This window comes from Nocardiopsis lambiniae (assembly GCF_031845465.1).
Taxonomy (GTDB): Bacteria; Actinomycetota; Actinomycetes; order Streptosporangiales; family Streptosporangiaceae; genus Nocardiopsis; species Nocardiopsis lambiniae.
In genome coordinates this window covers 17,322-37,857 of sequence record NZ_JAVREP010000031.1, presented here as the reverse complement: position 1 = coordinate 37,857, position 20,536 = coordinate 17,322, and the positions used below count along the sequence as shown (strand labels likewise).

General features: G+C 72.2%; 16 protein-coding genes. 7 read left to right on the top strand and 9 right to left on the bottom strand.

The features are described from left to right. Positions 1-421: 421 nt before the first annotated feature. The gene (locus tag RM479_RS26435) at positions 422-2,770 is read left to right on the top strand and encodes a phosphoketolase family protein (protein ID WP_311514403.1); all 2,349 of its coding nucleotides are present in this window, start codon (positions 422-424) and stop codon (positions 2,768-2,770) included. After that, on the top strand, positions 2,770-3,852 hold the full coding sequence (locus RM479_RS26430) for an acetate/propionate family kinase (protein ID WP_311514417.1): 1,083 nt from the start codon (positions 2,770-2,772) through the stop codon (positions 3,850-3,852). Before RM479_RS26435 ends, RM479_RS26430 begins: the two co-directional genes overlap by 1 nt. Positions 3,853-3,919: 67 nt before the next feature. On the opposite strand, the gene RM479_RS26425 is transcribed toward RM479_RS26430, so the two are convergent. Next, the gene (locus RM479_RS26425; protein WP_311514402.1) at positions 3,920-4,474 is read right to left on the bottom strand and encodes a pyridoxamine 5'-phosphate oxidase family protein; all 555 of its coding nucleotides are present in this window, start codon (positions 4,472-4,474) and stop codon (positions 3,920-3,922) included. Between the two features lie 137 nt (positions 4,475-4,611). On the opposite strand from RM479_RS26425, the gene RM479_RS26420 reads away from it, so the two are divergent. From RM479_RS26420 to RM479_RS26410, 3 genes are all read left to right on the top strand, one after another. Continuing rightward, complete coding sequence (locus tag RM479_RS26420; RefSeq protein ID WP_311514401.1) at positions 4,612-5,598, top strand: tyrosine-type recombinase/integrase; 987 nt, start codon at positions 4,612-4,614, stop codon at positions 5,596-5,598. Positions 5,599-5,746: 148 nt separating this feature from the next. Continuing rightward, positions 5,747-6,547, top strand: a complete 801-nt coding sequence (locus tag RM479_RS26415; RefSeq protein WP_311514416.1) for an exodeoxyribonuclease III — start codon at positions 5,747-5,749, stop codon at positions 6,545-6,547. A 431-nt stretch (positions 6,548-6,978) separates the two neighbouring features. Then, positions 6,979-7,734: an alpha/beta fold hydrolase gene (locus RM479_RS26410; protein WP_311514400.1), complete on the top strand. Its 756-nt coding sequence runs from the start codon at positions 6,979-6,981 to the stop codon at positions 7,732-7,734. Positions 7,735-7,792: 58 nt separating this feature from the next. On the opposite strand, the gene RM479_RS26405 is transcribed toward RM479_RS26410, so the two are convergent. The 3 genes from RM479_RS26405 to RM479_RS26395 all read right to left on the bottom strand — a co-directional run bounded on the left by RM479_RS26405 (position 7,793) and on the right by RM479_RS26395 (position 10,623). Beyond that, a complete protein-coding gene (locus RM479_RS26405; protein WP_311514399.1) occupies positions 7,793-8,533 on the bottom strand; it encodes a class I SAM-dependent methyltransferase in 741 nt (246 codons plus the stop codon). A gap of 147 nt (positions 8,534-8,680) precedes the next feature. After that, on the bottom strand, positions 8,681-9,328 hold the full coding sequence (locus tag RM479_RS26400; protein WP_311514398.1) for a response regulator transcription factor: 648 nt from the start codon (positions 9,326-9,328) through the stop codon (positions 8,681-8,683). Beyond that, the gene (locus tag RM479_RS26395; protein WP_311514397.1) at positions 9,325-10,623 is read right to left on the bottom strand and encodes a sensor histidine kinase; all 1,299 of its coding nucleotides are present in this window, start codon (positions 10,621-10,623) and stop codon (positions 9,325-9,327) included. Before RM479_RS26395 ends, RM479_RS26400 begins: the two co-directional genes overlap by 4 nt. 309 nt (positions 10,624-10,932) lie before the next feature. On the opposite strand from RM479_RS26395, the gene RM479_RS26390 reads away from it, so the two are divergent. After that, positions 10,933-12,315 carry an amino acid permease gene (locus tag RM479_RS26390; protein ID WP_311514415.1) on the top strand — a complete coding sequence of 461 codons (1,383 nt, stop codon included), beginning with the start codon at positions 10,933-10,935 and terminating at the stop codon, positions 12,313-12,315. A gap of 247 nt (positions 12,316-12,562) precedes the next feature. Further along, on the top strand, positions 12,563-13,078 hold the full coding sequence (locus RM479_RS26385) for a hypothetical protein (RefSeq protein ID WP_311514396.1): 516 nt from the start codon (positions 12,563-12,565) through the stop codon (positions 13,076-13,078). Between the two features lie 52 nt (positions 13,079-13,130). Here RM479_RS26385 and RM479_RS26380 read toward each other — a convergent pair whose 3' ends face one another. From RM479_RS26380 to RM479_RS26360, 5 genes are all read right to left on the bottom strand, one after another. Next, positions 13,131-14,480 (bottom strand): hypothetical protein, encoded by a 1,350-nt coding sequence (locus tag RM479_RS26380; protein ID WP_311514395.1) that lies wholly within the window; start codon positions 14,478-14,480, stop codon positions 13,131-13,133. A 131-nt stretch (positions 14,481-14,611) separates the two neighbouring features. Continuing rightward, positions 14,612-15,832, bottom strand: a complete 1,221-nt coding sequence (locus RM479_RS26375; RefSeq protein ID WP_311514394.1) for a site-specific integrase — start codon at positions 15,830-15,832, stop codon at positions 14,612-14,614. Between the two features lie 26 nt (positions 15,833-15,858). After that, positions 15,859-16,332: a hypothetical protein gene (locus RM479_RS26370; RefSeq protein WP_311514393.1), complete on the bottom strand. Its 474-nt coding sequence runs from the start codon at positions 16,330-16,332 to the stop codon at positions 15,859-15,861. Between the two features lie 9 nt (positions 16,333-16,341). Beyond that, complete coding sequence (locus RM479_RS26365) at positions 16,342-16,665, bottom strand: hypothetical protein (RefSeq protein ID WP_311514392.1); 324 nt, start codon at positions 16,663-16,665, stop codon at positions 16,342-16,344. A 155-nt stretch (positions 16,666-16,820) separates the two neighbouring features. Further along, positions 16,821-20,417 carry a TM0106 family RecB-like putative nuclease gene (locus tag RM479_RS26360; RefSeq protein ID WP_311514391.1) on the bottom strand — a complete coding sequence of 1,199 codons (3,597 nt, stop codon included), beginning with the start codon at positions 20,415-20,417 and terminating at the stop codon, positions 16,821-16,823. Positions 20,418-20,536: the final 119 nt, after the last annotated feature.

Below are 20,536 nucleotides of genomic sequence, written 5' to 3'. Positions count from 1 at the left end.
TCGCGGGTGTCTCCCCTGTTCCAGGGGTTTCTCCGGCCCTCGCCCCCGAAGGATCGACCCGTGTCCACCCTCACCCCCGCCCCCACCGGGCGCGGACCCCGGAGTGCGCAGGGCCCCTGCCCCGATCGGTCGAGTTTTGATGCATAACATGCTTTATGCATCATTTGCGTGTCTTTGTGAAGTTCAATGTCTTTCGTCATCTGAACAGAAACTATGACCGTTTAGTGACGACTTGCCCTCAGCCCCGGGACCCCCGCCTCAAAGAGATCCGATTCGGCTCGGCGTCTGGAGTTCGGCGATCCCCGGCGGTTACCGTGGCCCTTGATCGACGCGCCCCTCCCCCACCCCGGTGGTGAACGCCGACCCCGGAGTCCCCCGTTGACACGACCATACGGATCCATGTTCAGGGAGGAACAACGGCATGGGAATCGGGCAGGACGAAATCGACCTCATCGACGCCTACTGGCGCGCCGCGAACTATCTGTCGGTCGGCCAGATCTACCTTCTGGACAACCCGCTCCTCCGCGAGGAACTGCGCCCCGAGCAGATCAAACCCCGCCTCCTGGGCCACTGGGGCACCACCCCGGGCCTCAACTTCTGCTACGCCCACCTGAACCGGGTCATCAAGGCCCGCGACCTCGACATGATCTACATCATGGGCCCCGGGCACGGCGGCCCCGCCGCCGTCGCCAACGCCTGGCTGGAGGGCGGCTACGGCGAGATCTACCGCGACGTCAGCCGCGACGAGGAGGGCATGAGGCGGCTGTTCCGCCAGTTCTCCTTCCCCGGCGGGATCCCCAGCCACGTCGCCCCCGAGACCCCCGGCTCCATCCACGAGGGCGGTGAGCTCGGCTACTCCCTCTCCCATGCCTTCGGGGCCGCCTTCGACAACCCCGACCTGGTGGTCGCCTGCATCATCGGCGACGGCGAGGCCGAGACCGGGGCGTTGGCGGGAAGCTGGGACGGCAACAAGTTCCTGGACCCCGAACACGACGGCGCGGTCCTGCCGATCCTGCACCTGAACGGCTACAAGATCGCCAACCCGACGATCACGGCGCGCATCCCCGAGGACCAGCTCCTCAAACGGTTCGAGGGCCACGGCTACCACCCGATCATGGTCAGCGGTGACGACCCCGTGTACATGCACGGTCGGATGGCCGAGGCGCTGGACGAGGCGTTGGACCGGATCTCCGACATCCAGCGGTCGGCGCGCGTCCCCGGGGCGGGTCCCCGGCCCACGTGGCCGATGATCATCCTGCGCTCCCCCAAGGGGTGGACCGGCCCCAAGGAGGTGGACGGCGTCCGGATCGAGGGCACCTGGCGGTCCCACCAGGTGCCCTTGTCGCAGGTGCGCGCCAACGACGAGCATCGGCGGATGTTGAAGGAGTGGATGCTCTCGTACCGTCCCGAGGAGCTGTTCGACGAGAACGGCGAGCCCGTGCCGGAGTTGCGCGACCTGCCGCCGGTGGGTCCGCGTCGGATGAGCGCCAACCCGCACGCCAACGGTGGTCTGCTGCTCCGGGACCTGCGGCTGCCGGACTTTCGGCGGTACGGGGTGGAGTTCCAGGGGCACGGCGTCCACACCAGCGAGGCGACCCGGGTGCTGGGGCACTTCCTGCGCGACGTCATCCGCCACAACCCCGACAACTTCCGGTTGGTGGGGCCCGACGAGACGGCGTCGAACCGGCTCGCGGCGGTGTACGAGGTCACCGACAAGGTGTGGGACGCGCAGATCCTGCCGGTGGACGAGCACCTGGCCCGGCGGGGGCGGGTGATGGAGGTGCTCAGCGAGCACCTGTGCCAGGGCTGGTTGGAGGGGTACCTGCTGACCGGGCGGCACGGGCTGTTCAGTTGCTATGAGGCGTTCGTGCACATCGTGGACTCGATGTTCAATCAGCACGCGAAGTGGCTGAAGGTCACGCGGGGGTTGGCGTGGCGGAGGCCGATCGCCTCGTTCAACTATCTGCTGACCTCGCACGTGTGGCGCCAGGACCACAACGGTTTCACGCACCAGGACCCGGGGTTCCTGGACGTGGTGCTGAACAAGCCGTCGGAGGTGGTGCGCGTGTACCTGCCGCCGGACGCGAACACGTTGTTGTCGGTGGCCGACCACTGCCTGCGGTCCAAGGACTACGTCAACGTGGTGGTGGCCGGCAAGCAGCCGGCGTTGGACTACCTGTCGGTGGAGGAGGCCGTCTGGCACTGCACACGCGGGATCGGGATCTGGGAGTGGGCCAGTACCGACGGGGGCGGTGAGCCCGACGTGGTGCTGGCGTGCGCCGGTGACGTGCCGACTCTGGAGACGTTGGCCGCCGCCGACCTGTTGCGGCGGTCGTTCCCGGAGCTGCGGGTGCGGGTGGTCAACGTGGTGGATCTGATGCGGTTGCAACCGGAGAGCGAGCATCCGCACGGGCTGCCGGACGCGGAGTACGAGGCGCTGTTCACCTCGGACAAGCCGGTGATCTTCGCGTTCCACGGGTATCCGTGGTTGGTGCACCGGTTGGCGTACCGGCGTCGCAACCATCCGCACCTGCACGTGCGGGGGTACAAGGAGGAGGGCACCACCACGACGCCGTTCGACATGGTGATGCTCAACGATCTGGACCGGTTCCATCTGGTGATCGATGTGATCGACCGGGTGCCGGGGCTGGCGGAGAAGGCGGCGCACATCCGGCAGCGGATGGTGGACGAGCGGTTGCGGCATCGGGCCCACACCAGGGAGCACGGTGAGGACCCGGCGGATATCAGGGATTGGGTGTGGCCGTACTGATGCGGGTCCTGGTGGTCAACGCGGGGTCGTCGACGTTGAAGTCGAGCATGGTGGACGGCGACGACACGGTGCTGGGGTCGGAGACGATCGAACTGGTGGGGGGTGCCTGGGATCCGGTGGCGGTGCGGGGTTTCCTGGACCGGTTCCCCTCCCCCGACGTGGTGGGGCACCGGGTGGTGCACGGCGGGCGGGAGTTCGTGTCCCCCGTGCGGTTGGATCCGACCGTCGTGGGGCGGTTGGAGGAGTTGACGCCGTTGGCGCCACTGCACCAGCCCAAGGCGCTGTCGGGGATCGCGGCGATCACGGAGGCGTTGCCGGGGGTGCCGCAGGTGGCGTGTTTCGATACCGCGTTCCACGCGTCGTTGCCGGCGGAGGCGTTCACCTACGCGGTGCCGGTGGAGTGGCGGGAGCGGTTCGGGGTGCGGCGGTACGGGTTCCACGGGTTGTCGCACGCGTACGTGTCGGGGGTCGCGGCGGAGCGGACCGGTGGGCGGCGGATCGTGACGGCGCATCTGGGTGCGGGCGCGTCGCTGGCGGCGGTCCTGGAGGGGCGGTGCGTGGACACCACGATGGGGTTCACGCCGTTGGAGGGGCTGGTGATGGCGACGCGTTCGGGGAGCGTGGACCCGGGGATGGTGCTGTGGTTGCAGCGTCAGGGCGGGTTGGACGCGGACGAGGTCGCGGAGGGGTTGGAGCGCGGCGGGGGTCTGACGGGGTTGGCGGGGACGGCGGACATGCGGGAGGTGCTGGCGGGGGTCGAACGGGGCGAGGCGCGGTCGGTGTTGGCGTTCGGGGTGTACGTCCACCGGTTGCGGGCGTCGGTGGCGGCGATGGCGGCGGCGTTGGGCGGGTTGGACGTGTTGGTGTTCACGGCGGGTGTGGGTGAGCGGTCGGCGCCGGTGCGGTGGGCGGTGGCGGAGGGGCTGGGTTTCCTGGGGGTGGCGGTGGACCGGGCGGCCAACGAGGGGGTGGACGGGGAGGCGGACATCTCGGGTGCGGGGGCGTCGGTGCGGACGTTGGTGATTCCCGCGCGTGAGGACGTGCAGATCGCGCGGGGCGCTCGGGAGGTGGTGGGGGGCTGATCGCCTCTCCCCCGGGTCGTCGGGCGGGCGCGGGCCGTGGGGTCCGCGCCCGTTCGTGTGCGCGGGGTCAGGTGGGGAGGCCGGGGAGACCGTCGATGCTGGTGGCGTTGCGGGTGCGGTGGTAGTCGGTGAAGTAGGCGGTGTCGTGGCGTTCGTGGTGGCGGTCGAGGAGGTCGCGGTCGGCGCGCAGGTCCATGAGGGGCACGGAGAAGCCGCAGGAGTCGGAGACGCGGTGGACGTCGACGACGATGATGGCGCGTTGGCCGAGGGTGCGTTGTTTGGTGAATCGGGGGCGCAGTGCGGTGAATTCGGGGTCGGTGGGCAGGAGGGTGCGGCCGGTGCCGTGGAGTCGGACGATGGTGGGCGGTCCGGTGAAGGCGCAGAACATCAGGACGATGCGGCCGTTCTCGCTCAGGTGGGCGATGGTCTCGGTGCCGGATCCGGTGTAGTCGAGGTAGGCGACGCGGTGTTCGTCCAGGACGATGAAGGTCCCGGCCATGCCCTTGGGTGAGACGTTGACGTGGCCGTGGGGGTCCAGGGGTGCGGTGCCGACGAAGAAGACGGGTTGGTCGAGCAGGAGGCGGGCCATGCGGTCGTCGATGGCGTCGTAGATCTTTCCCATGAGGGGGATTCTGGCACCCCGGGGTCCGTCGGCGCGTGGTGGGTGTCGTGGGCTCGTCCGTCGTTTCGGGGGAACCGGTGTTCCCCCGTGCGGTCCTGTCGGGGGCTCGACGCGCTCGGATCGGGGATGCTGGGGGCATGAGCGGTGAGCGGGGTCTGATGGCGGCGGTGGAGGAGTATCTGGTGGCGCGGCGGGCGGCCAAGCCGTCGGAGCACACGGTGGCGGCCTATCGGCGTGATCTGTTGGGTGTGTTGGGGTGTGCGGCCCGGGTGCGGGGGGTGGGGCCGGAGGAGCTGGGGTGGGCGGAGTTGGACGTGGCGACGTTGCGGGGGGCGTTCGCGGAGTTCGCGTCGACGAGGGCGGCGTCGAGTGTGCTGCGGGCGTGGTCGACGTGGAACGGGTTCTTCGGGTTCTGGGTGTCGGAGCGGGTGATCTCCGGTAATCCGATGTCGGCGGTGCCGCGGCCGAGGGTGCGGCCGTCGGGTCCCAAGCCGTTGATGGGCGAGGACACGCCGGAGCGGTTGTTGGAGGCGTTGGCGCGGGGGGCGCGCAAGGCGCGGGACCCGTGGCCGGAGCGGGATCTGGCGGTGTTGGCGTTGGCGTTGTTGACGGGGATGCGGTCCGCGGAGATGTTGGCGTTGCGGGTGGATTCGGTGTCGGGTCGGGCGGGTGAGCGTCGGGTGCGGGTGGTCGGCAAGGGGGGCGGTGAGCGGGTGTTGCCGATCGAGCGACCGTTGGAGGTGTTGTTGGAGGCGTACCTGGCGACGCGGCGGGAGCGGTTCGGTCCGGTGGGCGGCGGGGATCCGTTGTTGGTGGACAACCGGGGTGAGGGGTTGCGTCGGGGTGGGTTGCAGTACCTGGTGAAGCAGTGTTATCGGCATGCGGGGGTGAACGATCGGGTGGCGCGGGGGACGTTGGTGCACGCGTTGCGGCATACGTTCGCGACGCGGTTGGCGGAGGACGGGGCGTCGGTCACCGAGATCATGCATCTGTTGGGGCATGCGTCGGTGGCGTCGTCGCAGGCCTATATCGAGGTGACGGCGCGGGCGCAGCGGGAGGCGGCCTCGTCGAACCGGACCTATGGGGTGGTGCGCAGGTTGGTGGCGCAGGGCGAGCGGGAGTGAGGGGGTGGCGCTCGACCTGGACCGGTGTCCGCTCGGGGAGGAGGGTTCCGGCCGTCGCGGGTCGGTCGGTCCCGGATCGTCGCCCGGCCCGAAGGCCTTGGTGTCCTCCCGGAGCGGGGGTGACTAGTCTGTGTGCGTGCAGACGACGATGACGATCTCGACGGTCAATGTGAACGGGTTGCGGGCGGCGGCGAAGAAGGAGCCGGGGTTCTCGGACTGGTTGGCGGCCTCTTCGGCCGACGTGGTGTGCCTTCAGGAGGTGCGGGCGGAGGCGTCGCAGTTGCCGTCGGAGGTGGTCGATCCGGACGGGTGGCATGTGGTGTTGGCGCCGGCCGAGGCCAAGGGGCGGGCCGGGGTGGCGGTGTATTCGCGGGTGGAGCCCGACGCGGTGCGGGTGGGGTTCGGCGAGGCGGAGTTCGAGGGGGCGGGCCGGTACCTGGAGGCGGATTTCGGTCGGGTGTCGGTGGCGAGCCTGTACCTGCCCTCGGGTGAGGTGGGGACCGAGCGCCAGGACGAGAAGGAGCGCTTCATGAAGGCGTTCCTGCCCTATCTGGTGAGGCGGCGTGCCGAGGTGGAGGCGCAGGGCCGGGATCTGGTGGTGTGCGGGGATTGGAACATCGCGCACCGGGAGGCGGATCTGAAGAACTGGCGGGGGAACGTGAAGAACTCGGGGTTCCTGCCCGAGGAGCGGGCATGGATGGACCGGGTGTTCGGTGAGGCGGGGTACGTGGACGTGGTGCGGGGGTTGTTCCCGGATCAGGAGGGTCCGTACTCGTGGTGGTCCTACCGCGGTCGTGCGTTCGACAACGACACGGGGTGGCGTATCGACCTGGTGTGCGCGACACCGGGTATCGCGAACCGCGCGGTCGAAGCACATGTCGAACGCGCGGCGTCGCACGCGGAACGGTGGTCCGATCACGCGCCCGTCACGGTCGTTTTCGGCGTGTAGGGCGTCTCGGCCGGATCCGGTGCCTACCGGCGCCCCCGCGCCCGTACGGGGATGTGGGGGCGCTCGTGTGGGGCCGGTACCGCGGTTCGTCGATGTCCGGGGCGCGCGATGTGTTCACGGCTCGTCCGGGTCCGTTCCCTGCGGTTCCACCGCCCGGGCGTTCCTCGGCCACGACCACTCGGGGCATCGCGTGCCTCTCGCCGGTTTCCACGGTCTCGGTTCGGGTTCCGGTGCGGGGTGTTGCTTCGAGGGTCGCGGCCTCGCGGCGTTCGTGTGCGGGGTCGTCACCCTTGTGCGTGTGTCACGTGGGCGGTCCGACGTCGGGCTCGTCGTGTGGAGCGGGTATCCCGTATCGTGCGGGGCGTTGGTCCGATCATGCGCCGGTGACGGTGCGCTACCAGGTGTGAGGGGTGGGGTGCGTGGGCGGTCCGGTGGGTGTTCCGATCGTGTTGGTGCACGGGTTGCGGGTCTCGGGGAGCATGTGGCGTCCCCAGGTGGATCTGTTGGTGGAGCAGGGGCGTCGGGTGGTGGCGCCGGATCTTCCGGGTCACGGGGCGCGGCGGGGTGAGGAGTTCTCGCTGGGGCGTGCCGTGGACACGGTGTTGGAGGCGATCGACTCCGTGGGGGGTCGGGCGTTGGTGGTGGGGTTGAGTCTGGGCGGTTTCGTGTCGATCGCGACGGCGGCGGCGGCTCCGGCGAAGGTGGCGGGGTTGGTGGCGGCCAGTTGCACGGCCAAGCCGGCGCAGTCGCTGGCGCAGGTGTACCGGATTCCGGCGGTGTTGATGGATCGGTTGCCGGACAAGGGGGCCACGCTCAATGAGCGGTTCCATCGGTTGACGTTGCGCGACACCGCGGCGGACGCGGTGTTGGACGGCGGGTTGGCGGTGGAGGCGGCCACGGCGGTGATCGACGCGGTGGCGGAGATGGACCCGTTGCCGGCGTTGGCGTCGTATCCGGGCCCGGTGTGGTTGATCAACGGGGCGCGGGATCATTTCCGGATCCATGAGCGGCAGTTCTTCGAGGCCTGTGTGGAGGGCCGGTTGTTGAACGTGCCGCGTGCGGGTCACATGGTGAGCCTGGACCAGCCGGTGGACTTCACCCGGATCGTGTCCGATGCCGCGGATGTGGTGTGGGTGCGCGAGTTGGGGGTGCGGGGGCAGGGGTCGATGGAGTCCGACGGGACCTGATCCGTGCCGGTGTTCCGTATGAGGGGGTGGCCGTGGGCCGCCCCCCTTTTTCGTGTCCTCAGGCGGTGGCGTGGGCGCGGGGTCGGGTGGGTGAGGGTGGTGCGGGTCGGGCGGGCAGGTGGAAGAAGATCGCGGGGTCGGTGCGGGTGGCGGTGAGGGGGGTGTTCAGCGTCAGCTCGGTTTTGAGGTCGGTGAGGGCCTGGTGGGTGTGGGGGGCGCGGGCGGCGGAGGCGGTGAAGTAGCCGGTGGTGTTGTTGGCGAGCCAGGACAGGACGAGGGCGCCTTCGGTGAAGGGCGCGGTGCGGGGGTGGCGGAAGACGCCGTGGACGGCGATGGGGGTGTGGGGTCGGAGGGTGGGCAGCAGGTGGTGCAGGTACCAGCGGGCGAACCAGCCGCCGTGGGCGGTGTCGAGGGTGAGCAGGCCGGTGTGCGGGGGCAGGTGGGTGAGTTTGGCGCGGACGTCGCCCTTGGTGTGCTTCCAGCGGTCGGGGTCCATGCCGGGCGGGAGGTGGTGGGGGTCGGGGTCGTGGGTGTCGAAGGTGTGGAGTCGGCCGGCGCCGTTGTCGCGGAGGGCGGCGAGGGTCCAGGCGGTGGCGGTGCTGTGGGCGGTGCCGATGCGCACGACGTGGTCGGGGGTGTGGTGGCGGATGAGGAGGTAGGTGATCTCGGCTTCGATGTCGTCCAGGGCCGGCGCGGGGGCGGTGGCGGGCAGGGCGCGGATGTGGTCGCGGGCGCGGGCGAGGTCGTCGCGGTGGGTGCGGTAGAGGGCGCTGATGTGATCCAGGTCGATGGTCGGCACGTGCGGCTCCCGGGTGGGTGTGTCGGGGTGTGAGTGCCGAACGTAGCAGTGGTTTCACCTGTTGTTGGGGCGGTTGTGGGCGTGTCGTGTCGGTGGTCGGGTGATGGGGGTGGGTTCGTCGTGGTTCGTCCGCTCCCCCGGGGTGGATCAGCGGCGGGCGCGGACGAGTCCGGCGTCGTAGGCGGCGATGACGGCCTGGGTGCGGTCGCGGACCCCGAGTTTGGTGAGGATGTTGGAGACGTGGGTCTTGACGGTCTCGTTGCCCAGGTGCAGCCGGGTGGCGATCTCGGTGTTGGTGAGGCCCTGCGCGATGAGGGTGAGGGTCTGTGACTCGCGTGGGGTGAGGGTGGTGACGGCGCGGGCCGCGGGGGTGGGTGCGGGTGGCCGGGTGGCGGCGAGGTCGCGCAGGGCGGTGGGGAACAGGAGGGTGTCGCCGCGGTGGGCGATGCGGACGGCGGCGAGGATGTCCTCGGGCGGGGTGCGTTTGAGGAGGAATCCGGTGGCGCCGGCGCGCAGGGCGTCCCAGACGTGGGCGTCGTTGTCGAAGGTGGTCAGGACCAGGACGCGGGGCGGGTGCGGGCGGGCGGTGAGGGTGCGGGTGGCCTGGATGCCGTCGAGGCGGGGCATGCGCACGTCCATGAGGATCAGGTCGGGGCGGGTGCGGGCGACCATGTCGGGGACGCCGGTGCCGTCCTCGGTCTGGCCGACGACGCCCATGTCGGGTTCGGCGTCGATGAGGGCGGCCAGTCCGGCGCGGATGAGGGCTTCGTCGTCGACCAGGGCGATCCGGATCATGGGGTTTCTGTGTCTTTCCAGGTCAAGGTGAGATCGAGGGTCCAGTGGGTGGGGTGGTCGGCGGGTGCGGGTGCGGCGGTGAGGGTGCCGCCGAGCAGGTGGGCGCGTTCTCGCATGCCGGTGATGCCACGGCCGCCGGTGCGGCGTCGGCCGAGGGGGCGTCGGGGTGGGAGGGGGTTGGCGGCGGTGAGGTGGAGGTGGCCGGGGGTGATGGCCAGGGTGAGGGCGAGGGGGCGGCCGGGGGCGTGGGTGAGGGCGTTGGTGATGGCCTGTTGGGCGATGCGGTAGGTCTCGCGGGAGAGCAGCGCGGGGACGGTGGTGGGGTCTCCCGTGGTGTCCAGGCGCAGGTCGGTGCCGGTGTGCCGGGTGGTGTCGGCGAGGTGGGGCAGGTGGGTGAGGTCGGGGGGCGGTGCGGTGGGGGCGGGGGTGTCCTCGCGCAGGATGCCCAGGGCGTGGTCGAGGTCGGCGGTGGCGGTGCGGGCCTGGTCGGCGATGTGGGTGAGGGCGCGGCGTGCGAAGTCGGGGTCGGTGTCGATGAGGCGGGCGGCGGTGGCGGCCTGGAGGGTGACGACGGACAGGGCGTGGCCGAGGGAGTCGTGGAGTTCGCGGGCCAGGCGGTTGCGCTCGGCGAGGGTGCGGGCGCGGGCCTGGGCGTCGGCGAGGAGTCGGGCGGGTGAGGGGCCCAGGAGGCGGGGGGCGAGGGCGGCCATGAGGTGGCCGGTCAGGGCGATGGTGGCGATGAGGGCGAGGAGGAGGGTCAGGCCCAGCAGGGGGCCCAGGAGGCGTTGGGCGCGGGTGAGGGTGTCGTGTCCCAGGATGGTGAGGGGTCCCTGGGAGACGGTGTAGGGGTCCACGGCCAGGGGCGCGATGGCCAGGAGTGCGGCTTCGGTGAGAACGGTCATGGTGGCCAGGCAGACGGCCATGCCGATCAGGCCGTGCAGGCAGGCCCAGAGGGTGGCGCGGGGGCCGGGTGCGGGGGGTGTGTCGGGCAGGTCGGTGAGGGGGCCGCGCAGGAGGGCGCGGGCGAGTTGGTGCTGGGCGGCGGCCACGCCGGGGATGCGGGCGGTGGCGGCGACGGCGGTCAGGGTCAGGGCCGGGCCGAGGAGCCAGGCGGCCGGGCCGGGTTGGGCCAGGGTGGAGCCGCGTTGGGTGAGAAGGCCCGCCAGGACGAGACCGGCCATGGCGTAGGGGGTCAGGAGCGCGCCGCCGATGACCAGGTGGACCCAGCGCCGGTAGGTGTGGGCGCTGGTGAGGGGGCGGATCGCGAGGGTGATCGTCGGGACGAGGTGGCGCACAGGGTGATGGTGGCACAGCGGGGCGGTGGGGCGCCTCCCCCGTGGTGGGGATGGCGCGGGTCGGCGTGTCGGTGGGCGTCACGCCGGGGTGGGCGGTCGCCGATCAGGCGGGCGAAGGTCGTCGGGCTCGCCCCGTGGCCTGTCCGGTGATGGGTTGACCGGGTGTTTTCCGTGGGGCGGTGCTCTCACCGGTGGTGTGAGGCTCTTAGTGTTGACCGGGTGACGAGAAGTACGATGCCGCCCGACCCCGCGGCGCACACCCCACAGTCCACCACCACCGGACTGGCCCACACCCTGCGGCGCCGGCACATGGCGCTCATCGCGATCGGCGGATCGGTCGGGGCGGGCCTGTTCATCGGCTCCGGAACGGTCGTCCAGATGGCCGGACCCGCCGCCGTGCTCTCCTACGCCATCGCCGGCGCCCTGGTCTTCCTGACCCTGCGCGCCCTGGGCGAGATGGTCGTCTCCGTGCCGGCCGGTGGTTCCTTCTCCGACTACGCGCGCCTGGCCTTCGGCCCGCGCGCCGGTTTCACCATCGGCTGGGTCTACTGGTGGATGTACGCGGTCCTGGTGGCCGCCGAGTCCGTCGCCGGGGCCACCATCCTCGCGGGATGGGTCCCCGGGGTGCCGGCCTGGGCCCTGGCCTTGGCGGTCCTGCTGTCGATGACGGCGGCCAACCTGATCTCGGTGCGCGTCTTCGCCGAGACCGAGTCCCTCTTCTCCATGATCAAGGTCGCCACGATCGTGGCGTTCCTGTTCATCGGGGGCGCCTGGGCGTTGGGGCTGTGGCGGGGCGCCGACGGCTCCTCCATCGCCAACCTCTGGGAGCACGGCGGAGTGGCGCCCCACGGGTGGACGGCCGTACTGGCCGCCACCGTGGTGGTGCTGTTCGCCTTCGGCGGTGTGGAGATCATCACCGTCGCCGCCGGTGAGAGCGCCGAACCCGAGCGCGGTGTGGCCTCGGCGGTCACCAACGTCCTGTGGCGGATCGGTCTGTTCTACGTGGCCTCCATCCTGGTCGTGGTGATGGTGGTGCCGTGGAACACGGTCGAGCCGGGGGTGAGCCCCTTCGTGATGGTGATGGAGTACATCGGGGTGCCGGGTGCGGCCCTGATCATGGAGATCGTCGTGTTCATCGCCGTGTTGAGCGTGCTCAACGCCGCGATGTACACCTCCTCGCGGATGCTGTTCACCCTCACCCGCCAGGGCGACGCGCCGCACGTGCTGCGCGGGGCCAACCGTCGCGGTGTGCCGGTGCGGGCCATCTTGGCGGGCACCCTGGTCGGATACGTCGCCGCCGTGGCCGAGTACCTGTTCCCCGGGCGGGTGTTCCCGTTCCTGGTGGCCTCCATCGGCGCGATCCTGCTGGTGTTGTTCGTGACCATCTGCGCCTCCCAGTTGGTGGTGGGGCGCCGGGTGCGCGAGCGCGAGCCGCGGCGGCTGGGCTTCGCCATGTGGCTCTTCCCCTACCTGACCTGGGCGACGTTGGCCGGTCTGGTGATCATCGCCGTGGCGATGCTGATCATCCCCGACCAGCGTCCGGCGCTGCTGACGTCCTTGGGGGCGGTGGTGGTGGCGCTCGCCGTTTACGAGGTGCGCCGCCGGGTCGGCACGCCGCCCACCGACCGGGTGCTGGCGGTGGGGGGCCGTCCCGACGCGGACGGGCTGCGCCGGGACCCGGCGGCCCCCTGACCGGGGCGAGGTCGTGAGCGCGGGCGCCGCTCCCCCACCGGGGGTCGGCGCCCGCGGCGCGTCGGGAGCGGGTCGTCGCGGCAGGACCGGTCCGAGGGGTCGGGGAGGTGAGCGGGGCACCGCCCCCTCCGGCGGCGGGGGCGGAGGGGTTCCGAGACCGCCCGAGTAGTGGGGTTTCGCGACTTTCGTGTGCTGAACTCGTGGTTTGTCGCTAAGGTTCTCCGCAACCCCTGAGAGGAGCACCCCCGTGCGACATGTCGTCGGCTTCCTGTCCGGTCTGATCCTCGGCCCCGTCCTGGTGCTGGCCTGTGGTTGGGCCTTCTCCCACCTGCGCACCCTGCACGCGTCCGAGCGCGGCGTACTGGAGGGCACCGGTCCCCTGGTGCTGGCCGGACTGGTGGGCGTGGGGGTGATCGTGGCGTTGATGGCCGTCCCCCCGCGGCTGACGCCGATGCTGCCGCTGTCGGTGGCGTTGGTGCTGGGCTTCCTGACCGCCGTGGCGCTGGTGCGCGTCCACCTGTTGGAGCGACTGCCGCCGGTGCCCGGGTTCGAGGGCGCCATGGACCTGTTGCCGTTGGGCGTGTTCGTTCCGGTGGCGCTGGTGCTGGGGGCCACGGTGTTCGTGGGCGGGCGCTGGCGACGCCCCGAGGAGCACGAGGTCACCGAGGAGGAGTACTTCCAAGGCCTGTACGAGGAGGGCGGCGGCCCGCAGGAGGCGCAGACCCGCGCCGAGGCACCGCACGTGCCCCGGCACCGGGCCTGAGGCCGTTGCGCGCACGGACCCCTGGGGCCGGTGAACGGCCCCGGCCGGGGTCTCAGCGCCAGGTGGGTCCCCACGCGGAGCTGTTGGAGACACCGGGCGGCAGGGGCGGAAGCCCGGTGCCGCCGGAGGACGGCTCGCCCGTGCGCCGGGGCTCGGGCCGCGAGGGCTCCGGACGCGGGGCGGGTTCCCCGACCATCGGCGTGGGGGCCGGCGGGGCCTGGGGTGGGGGTTCGGCGGCGCGGACCGGATCGGGCTCGGGGGGCAGGAACCCGCGGATCCGTTCGGCCCCCTGGTCGTCCCCGGCCAGGATCGGCTCGGGGATGGGGGTGGCGTCGTCGGTGGGGTCGGGGATGGCGGGTTCGGCGGGGGCGACCCGCTTCCACCACAGGTCCGCCTCCTCCTCGGTCAGCTCCTCCTCGACCTCCAACCAGCCCCGCACCTGGGGGTGGCGCCGTCGGGCGTTCCAGGAACGGGGATAGGGCTGCTCGTCCAGGACCACGATGTGTTCGCCCCGCAGGGTGGGGATCTCGGCGGGCACGCCCTCGTTCCACACCCAGGTGCCGTCGTGGGCGACCAGGTTCCACCAGCCGCGCACGGTGCGGGCGGCCGGGTCGGGTTCGCCGTCGCGGAAGGCCCTGACCCAGCGCGGGTCGGGAGGGTCTCCGTCCAGACCCCGACCGGAGGCGCCGACGAGGGCGTCGGCGAGCAGGGTGTGGAGCTGGAAGTTGTCGCCGATGCCGTCGAACAGGACACGGAAGGCGCGGCCGGAGCGGCGGTCCAGGATCAGGGCGGAGCCGGCCTCGGCCATGCGCAGCAGGGCGCGGACCTGGTGCAGGTCGGGCAGGTGGTCGCCGAGCTGGTTGGTGACGGCGACGAGTTCGGCGTGCAGGGTGGGGTCGCGGCGCACGTGGGAGCGGACACCGGACCGGCTGAGCATGGTCTTGGCGGCCAGGCCGTGGCGGGCGACGGTCCACCAGCACATGGTGGCGCCGGGGGCGTCGGCGCCCAGGGCGCCGGCCACGCGGGCCTCGTCGTCGGCGGTGACCGAGTCGGGGTCGGGCGGGTGTCCGCCGCCGGTGCGCTGCCAGGCGCGGGCGAAGACGATGGCGCCGCGGCCGATGGCGCGCAGGCGGCGCAGGACCTCGGGGCCGCTGGGGCCGGGGTCGGTGCCCATCTCGACCAGGGCGCCGGCCACGACGCACAGGTCGGCGGTGATGCCGGGGGCGGCGTGGTCGCCGGTGAGCAGGGGGGCCAACGCCTCCAGGGCGAGTTCGCGTTCGGAGACGGGGATCCGGGAGGCCAGGGCCAGGACCCGGTTGACGGCCGAGGGGAATTCACGGGGGTCGGCGGCCACCGAGGCGTCGATCAATCGTTGGAATGCGTCGCGGAATTCGTCGACCATGGCCGTCCCCTTTCTCACGCAACCAACCTAATGTGTCGTGAGGGAAGGATCGCACGTTACGTGCTGTTTTCAGTGTCTACTGGTGGGTTTGTTGACGATTCGAGATTCGCGACGCGCCCGCCTCCCGGGTCTCACAACCCCAGCCGGGTCACCGCGTTGTCGTCCAAGGGGTCGGCGCTGCGAATGTAGTCGTGCACCGTGCGCGCGTTGGTCCACCGCCCCTGACGCATGATCTCACGGTCGGCGGCCCCGCCCAGGGCCGCCTGGGTGGCGAAACCGGCGCGCAGCGAGTGCCCCCCGAAGTCGTCGGGGTCCAGCCCGGCGCGCGCGGCGTAACGTTTGACCACGTCCCCCACCGCCTGCCCGGTCATCGCCCTGACGCCCAGGGCGCCGTGGCGTGAGACCGACACCAACAGGGGGCGGCCGGTGCCGTCGGCCAACGGCGCCAGGTCCGCGGCGGTCAGCGACCCGCACCGGTGGACCGGGGCGACGGGCGCGCCCGAGGTCCCCACGAGCAGGGCGCGCACCGCCTCGGCCCCACCTCCCAGGTGCGCGACGCGCACCTGGGCCCAGTCCGCCAGCGCGCACACCGGACACGTGTGGCGGTGGCGGCCCCGGGGCAGCGCCACGCTGTGGCCGCGCCGGCCCTCCTGGTCGGTCTTGGTGGCGCCCAGCTCCACCACCAGCGTGGTGGCCCCGCCGACGGGGTCGGTGCGCACGGTGATGTCGTCGAAGGTGACACCGGCCAGCTCCGATCGGCGCAACGCCCCGGCGAACCCGGTCAGCAGCAGCACCGTGTCGCGGCGGCGGGCGATCCCGCCGGGGTGCCCCTCGGGCGGGCGGTGGGACAGCAGGCTCTCCAGGGTGGCCAGCACCACCGGGTCCTTACGGCGGGGGCGGGCCCGTCGGGTGCGGCGGATACCGCGCAGCGTCAGGCGCACCACCTCGGCGCGGGTGGGCGATTCCAGACCGTGGGCGCCGTGCACGGCCGCGATGGCGGCGGCGCGGCGTTCGATACTGGCCGGGGCCAACGCCCACCGGCCGTCGGGGGTGCGGGCCTCGGCGCAGGCGGCCAGGTAGACGGCGACGTCGACCGGGTCCGCGGGCAGCGACGTGCGCTCCTCGGCCAGGCACCAGGCGATGAACGCGGTCCAGTCGGTGCGGTAGGCGCGCAGCGTGTTGGGCGATTGGGCGTTGGCCAGGAACCGGCCCAGGGCGCGGGCCTGGTCGTCGTCGAAGCGGTCACGGACCCGTTCCAGGGCGCGGGTGTCGATCAGGACGCTGTGGGTGCCCGCCTCCAGGCGGGTGCGCACGGCGGCCGGCAGGGCGGGGGCGCGATCGGGGACCCGCACGGTCTCCTCCTCCACGGGAAGCGGCCTCAACCGAACAGGTGGGTGCGCAGCGCGTCCCACAACTCGGCCGGGGGCATCACCCAGAACAGGGGGACCGCCGAGACGATCAACGCGGCGGTGAACCCGATGGCCGCGATCGTGCGTTTGAGGACCGCGGCGGCGATGGCGGCGGACGCCGGCACCACCAGGGCCAGCACCAGCAACCAGATCAGGGCGTTGCCGATGGAGTCCACGGCCTCCCGCGCCCCGGGGCCGGTGGGATCGACCGCAGCGGCGTCCAAGGTGGTGAACAGCAGGATCGCCAGCGCCAGCGGGGTACCCAACCCCCAGAGCAGCGCCAGGACCACCCACAGGGCGGTCACCCGCCGGTCGGGCGGGTCCTCCACGGCCACCGGGGTGCGCGAGACCTTGCGCTCCCCCGCCGCCGGGGCGGGGGGCACGGCGGTCTCGCGGGGCCGGTCCTCCTGGCGTTTGCGCTGCCTGCGCTTCTTGGGTGACACGCCCGGAGCCTATCCGCCCAGCGGGGTCAGATGGATCAGGGACACGAACACCAAGGGCCAGGCCAGCAACACCAGGGACCACAGGGCGGCCTTGCGGTCGCCGGCGACGGTGGCCACGGCGGCGGCCAACAGGGGGATGCCGACGAACGCGCCGAAGGCGAGGGTGAACCATTCGGCGGCGGAACCGGCGTGGGACTCGGCGTCGGCGCCCATGAGGTACCCGACGGGACCCAGGACGAGGGCCATCAGGGCCAGGATGAGGACGACGACGCGGATTCCGGTGGGGTGGCGGGTGTTGCGGCCACCGCCGGAGGCGGAGGGACTGTCGGACACGGGGGCCGGGGTGCCTTTCGAGAACGGGTCGAGGGTGGGCCGTCGCGCACGCGCGGCGGACGGGCCCCGGTGCGCCAGGGCCGCCCGTGACAGGGGGCGTGCTCTGTAAAACGTACTCCACCCCGAGGGGGCCCGAAACCGGTGACGGCGTGTCGTCAGCGGTGGTCGGGCCAGGGGCGGGCGGCGGTGGACAGGCGGGTGAAGGAGGCCAGCAGCCGCAGCTCCTCGATGCTGCGCGGCGCGGTCGCGGCCAGGTGCGGGGAGTGGACGAGCACCGCCGCCGACTGGGCCCGGGACAGGGCCACGTTGAGGCGGTTGCGGTCCAGGACGAACGCGGTGCCGCGGCTGGTCTCGGCGGCGTCGGAGGTGGTCATGGAACAGATGACGGCGGGGGCCTCCTGACCCTGGAAACGGTCGACGGTGCCGACCCGGATCCCCTCCAGGGCGGGGTCGGTCTCGGCGGCGCGGGCCAGGGCGCGGCGCAGGGCCCGCACCTGCAGGTTGTAGGGGGCCACGACGAGGATGTCGTGACCGGTCAGGGGTCGGGGCGCGGCGTCGGGTCCGGTCGTGACCTTGTCGGCGACCAGGGAGGTGGCGATGGCCACGACGGCGTCGACCTCCTCGGGACTGTGGGTGGTGCGGCCCCGGTGGTCGACGACGTGCGCGTACAGGCCGGGTTCGTGGACGGTCAGACCGCGCAGGGCGGTGGTGGGGTGGGCGTGCAGACGCCCCTGGTAGGACAGGTCCGACACGGGGGCGCACACCGCGGGGTGCATGCGTCGGGTCTGGTCGAGGAAGTAACCGCGGGCGGGGTCGATGATCTGACGGCCGCCCATGAGGTGTTGCAGGGCCGAGGCGTCGGCCCCCTCCCCGTGGGTGCCCTGGACCACCTGGGGCAGCTGCTGGGGATCGCCCAACAGGACCAGGTTGCGGGCCGAGGCCGACACCGCCAGGGTGTCGGCCAGGGCGAACTGGCCGGCCTCGTCGATGATGAGCACGTCCACGGGGTCGGCGACCATGGTGGCGTTGGCCATCGCCCAGGCGGTGCCGCCGATGAGGACGGGGCGACCCTTCGCGGTGTGCCCGGTGCGCCACCCCGCCAACGCCTGGGGGGTGGTGGGCTGGTCCCAGGGCAGGTCGGGGTCGGCGTCCTTCTTGGACTTGGCGCGCTTGGCGGCGGCCAGCTCGACGCCGGCCTCCTCGGCGGCGCGCAGCGCGGCCGACATCACGTTCTCGACGGCCTTGTGGCTGGTGGAGCACACGCCCACGCTCTTGCCCTGTCGGGCCAGATGGGTGATGAGACGCCCGGCCAGGTAGGTCTTGCCGGCGCCGGGCGGGCCCTGCACCGCCAGGTAGGAGCCGTCCAGACGGTCCACGGCGGCGATGGTCGCGGCGATGAGGTCGCCGTCGTGGTCGGCCGGATCCGGGAGCGGGCCGGGCGGGTCCAGGCGCGGGGGGATGCGGCGCAGCAGGTCCAGCCCGGCGTGACGGGGCCAGGCGGGCAGGTCCTCCAGGGCGCGTCCGGCGACCAGTTCCAGCGCGCCGTCCTTGGGGGCGGGGTTGACCGGAGAGCCGGGCAGGACCGCGACGGGGTGGCGAAAGTGCAGGACGTCGGCGTCGCAGGTCTCCACGATGGTGAGGGCGTCGGGGCGGGCGTCGGTGACGGTGGCCTGGGCGGCGGTGGCGGGCTGCCCGGGGGCGCCGGGGTAGAGCAGGTGGACGTCCTGACCGGTGGTGAAGGGGTGGGGGTGGGAGGTGTCCAGGCGCAGGTCGAGTTCGCGGCGGGCCTTCCTCTGACGGCCGGTGGGTTCGATCCACTCCCCCGCACGGACCCGCCAGGGCACGGCGCAGTCGGTGTCGGTCTCCAGGTCGGTGAGGGGCGCGTTGGTGCGACGGTGGTGCTCGCGCCAGGGCGGCAGGTTCTCACGCTGGTAGTAGCCGACCAGGGCGGCCAGGGAGGCGCGGGCGACGTCCTCCTCGGTGCGCAGTGCGGGGTCCTCGGGGAGCTCCTCCAGCAGCGGGCCGGTGATGGCGGCCTGGCGGGCCAGGCGTTCGGCGCGTTTGCGGGCGCGTTCGGCCTCGGCCTCGGTGAGTTCGAGCTGGACCACGGGCCGCTCGGTGATGCCCTGGAGGGTGCGGTGCTCCTCCAACCAGTCGCGCAGGCGGGCGGTGGAGTGGCAGTCGTCGCGGTTGTAGGCGGCGATGTCGGCCAACACCCGGGCGGCCTCGTCGTGGTCTCCGGCCTCCGCCGCGGCCAGGTGGGCGGCGTAGGCGTCGATGCTGGAGGTGGCGGTGGTGACGCCCCCGGAGCGGGCGGCCGGCAGATAGAGCGGTTCGAGGTACTTGATGGAGTAGGAGCGCTGGGACACGCGCAGGCTCTTGCGGACCACGGTGTACAGGTCGACGAGACGGTGTTCGCGCAACAACCGGTTGACCTCCTCCTCCCGGGTGGCGAACTCCGAACTGAGGTGCTTGAGGCGGTCCACCTCATAGGAGGCGTAGTGGTAGACGTGCGCGTCGGGGTCGGCGTCCACGCGCGCGCACACGAAGTCGACGAAGTCCTCCAGGGCCTTCTTCTCCTGGGCGCGGTCGTGGGCCCAGAAGGTGTGGAACGTCTCGGCGCCGTGCTCGTCCTCGGTGGTGGCGCCGAACAGGTACTCCAGGCCGCGACCGCCCTCGCGCGAGTGGTACGGGTAGCCCTCCATGTCGAAGAACACGTCACCGGTGGCCGGGGCGGGCAGCCCGGCCAGACCGTCGTGGGAGAACACCTCGGCGGTGACGGTGCCCTGGGGGTTGTCGGGGGTGCGGGTGGTGTCCTGACGGACCTGGAGGCAGGCCTGGGCGCGCAACTGCTCGAAGGAACGGCGGGGCAGGGTGGGCGGACGGTGCTCGTCGTCGGCCTCGGCCAGGGCGTCGATGGTGGTGATCCCGACGTCGGCGAGTTTGGCGGCCTGGTCGGTGCGCAGACCCGCCACCAGGGACAGGTGGCGGGCGGCGGTGCGCCCCTGGGAGCACCAGGCGCTGTAACCGCAGCCCTCGCAGGAGGGGCGGGGCGGACCCCAGGTGGGTGAGGGCAGGGTGGGGTCGGTCGCCAGGGAGGTCAGCAGCCGGCCGGTGACGGTGCCCAGGATGGGGGTGAAGTCGGTGGTGTCCAGGCTGTGGGTGTGACCGTCGCCGGTGAGCAGGTGCATACGGCGGGGGGTACGACCGGTGGCCACGGCGACGGCGTCGGCGTAGGCGGCGAGCTGGACGACCGCACCGGGTCCGGGGCGGCGGGCGAGTTTGGTGTCCCAGGGTTCGTAGGTCCAGGGCTCGTCGGGGTCGGCGTCGGCGCGGGTGCCCCCGGTGGCGGGGTCCAGGTCGGAGCGGATGAGGAAGTCGGCGCGACCGTGGAAGGCGACGGGGATCCGCCCCCGGGCGGGCAGGGGGTGGTGGAAACAGCCCTGGTAGATGACGGGTGCGCCCTCGGCCATGGCGCGGATGGTGGCGGTGGCCGCCTCGGCCAGGGAGGCGTCGTCGGGGTGGGGGTCGGGGATGTGCACGACGCGGCCGAACAGGGCGGTGAGACGTTCGAGTTCGGCCTGTTCGTGCAGGTGGCCGTGGTGGGCGACGAGGGGGTCGACGGGTTCGGGGGCGGGGGCGCCCTCGACACGGGCGGCCAGGGCGGCCTTCAGGGCGCTGCGGTGATCGCATTCGAGGGTGTCGACGAGGTCGGTGGGTGAGACGACCCAACCGGTGGTGGTGCGGAACAACGCCCCTGCTCCCTCGCGTGTCGGCGGTGATGATCTTCGATTGGTGGGGATTGTGCCACGGGGTGGGGACGTGCGGGGGCTCACACGCGGGGTCGCGGTCCCCGACAGAGCACGACGCC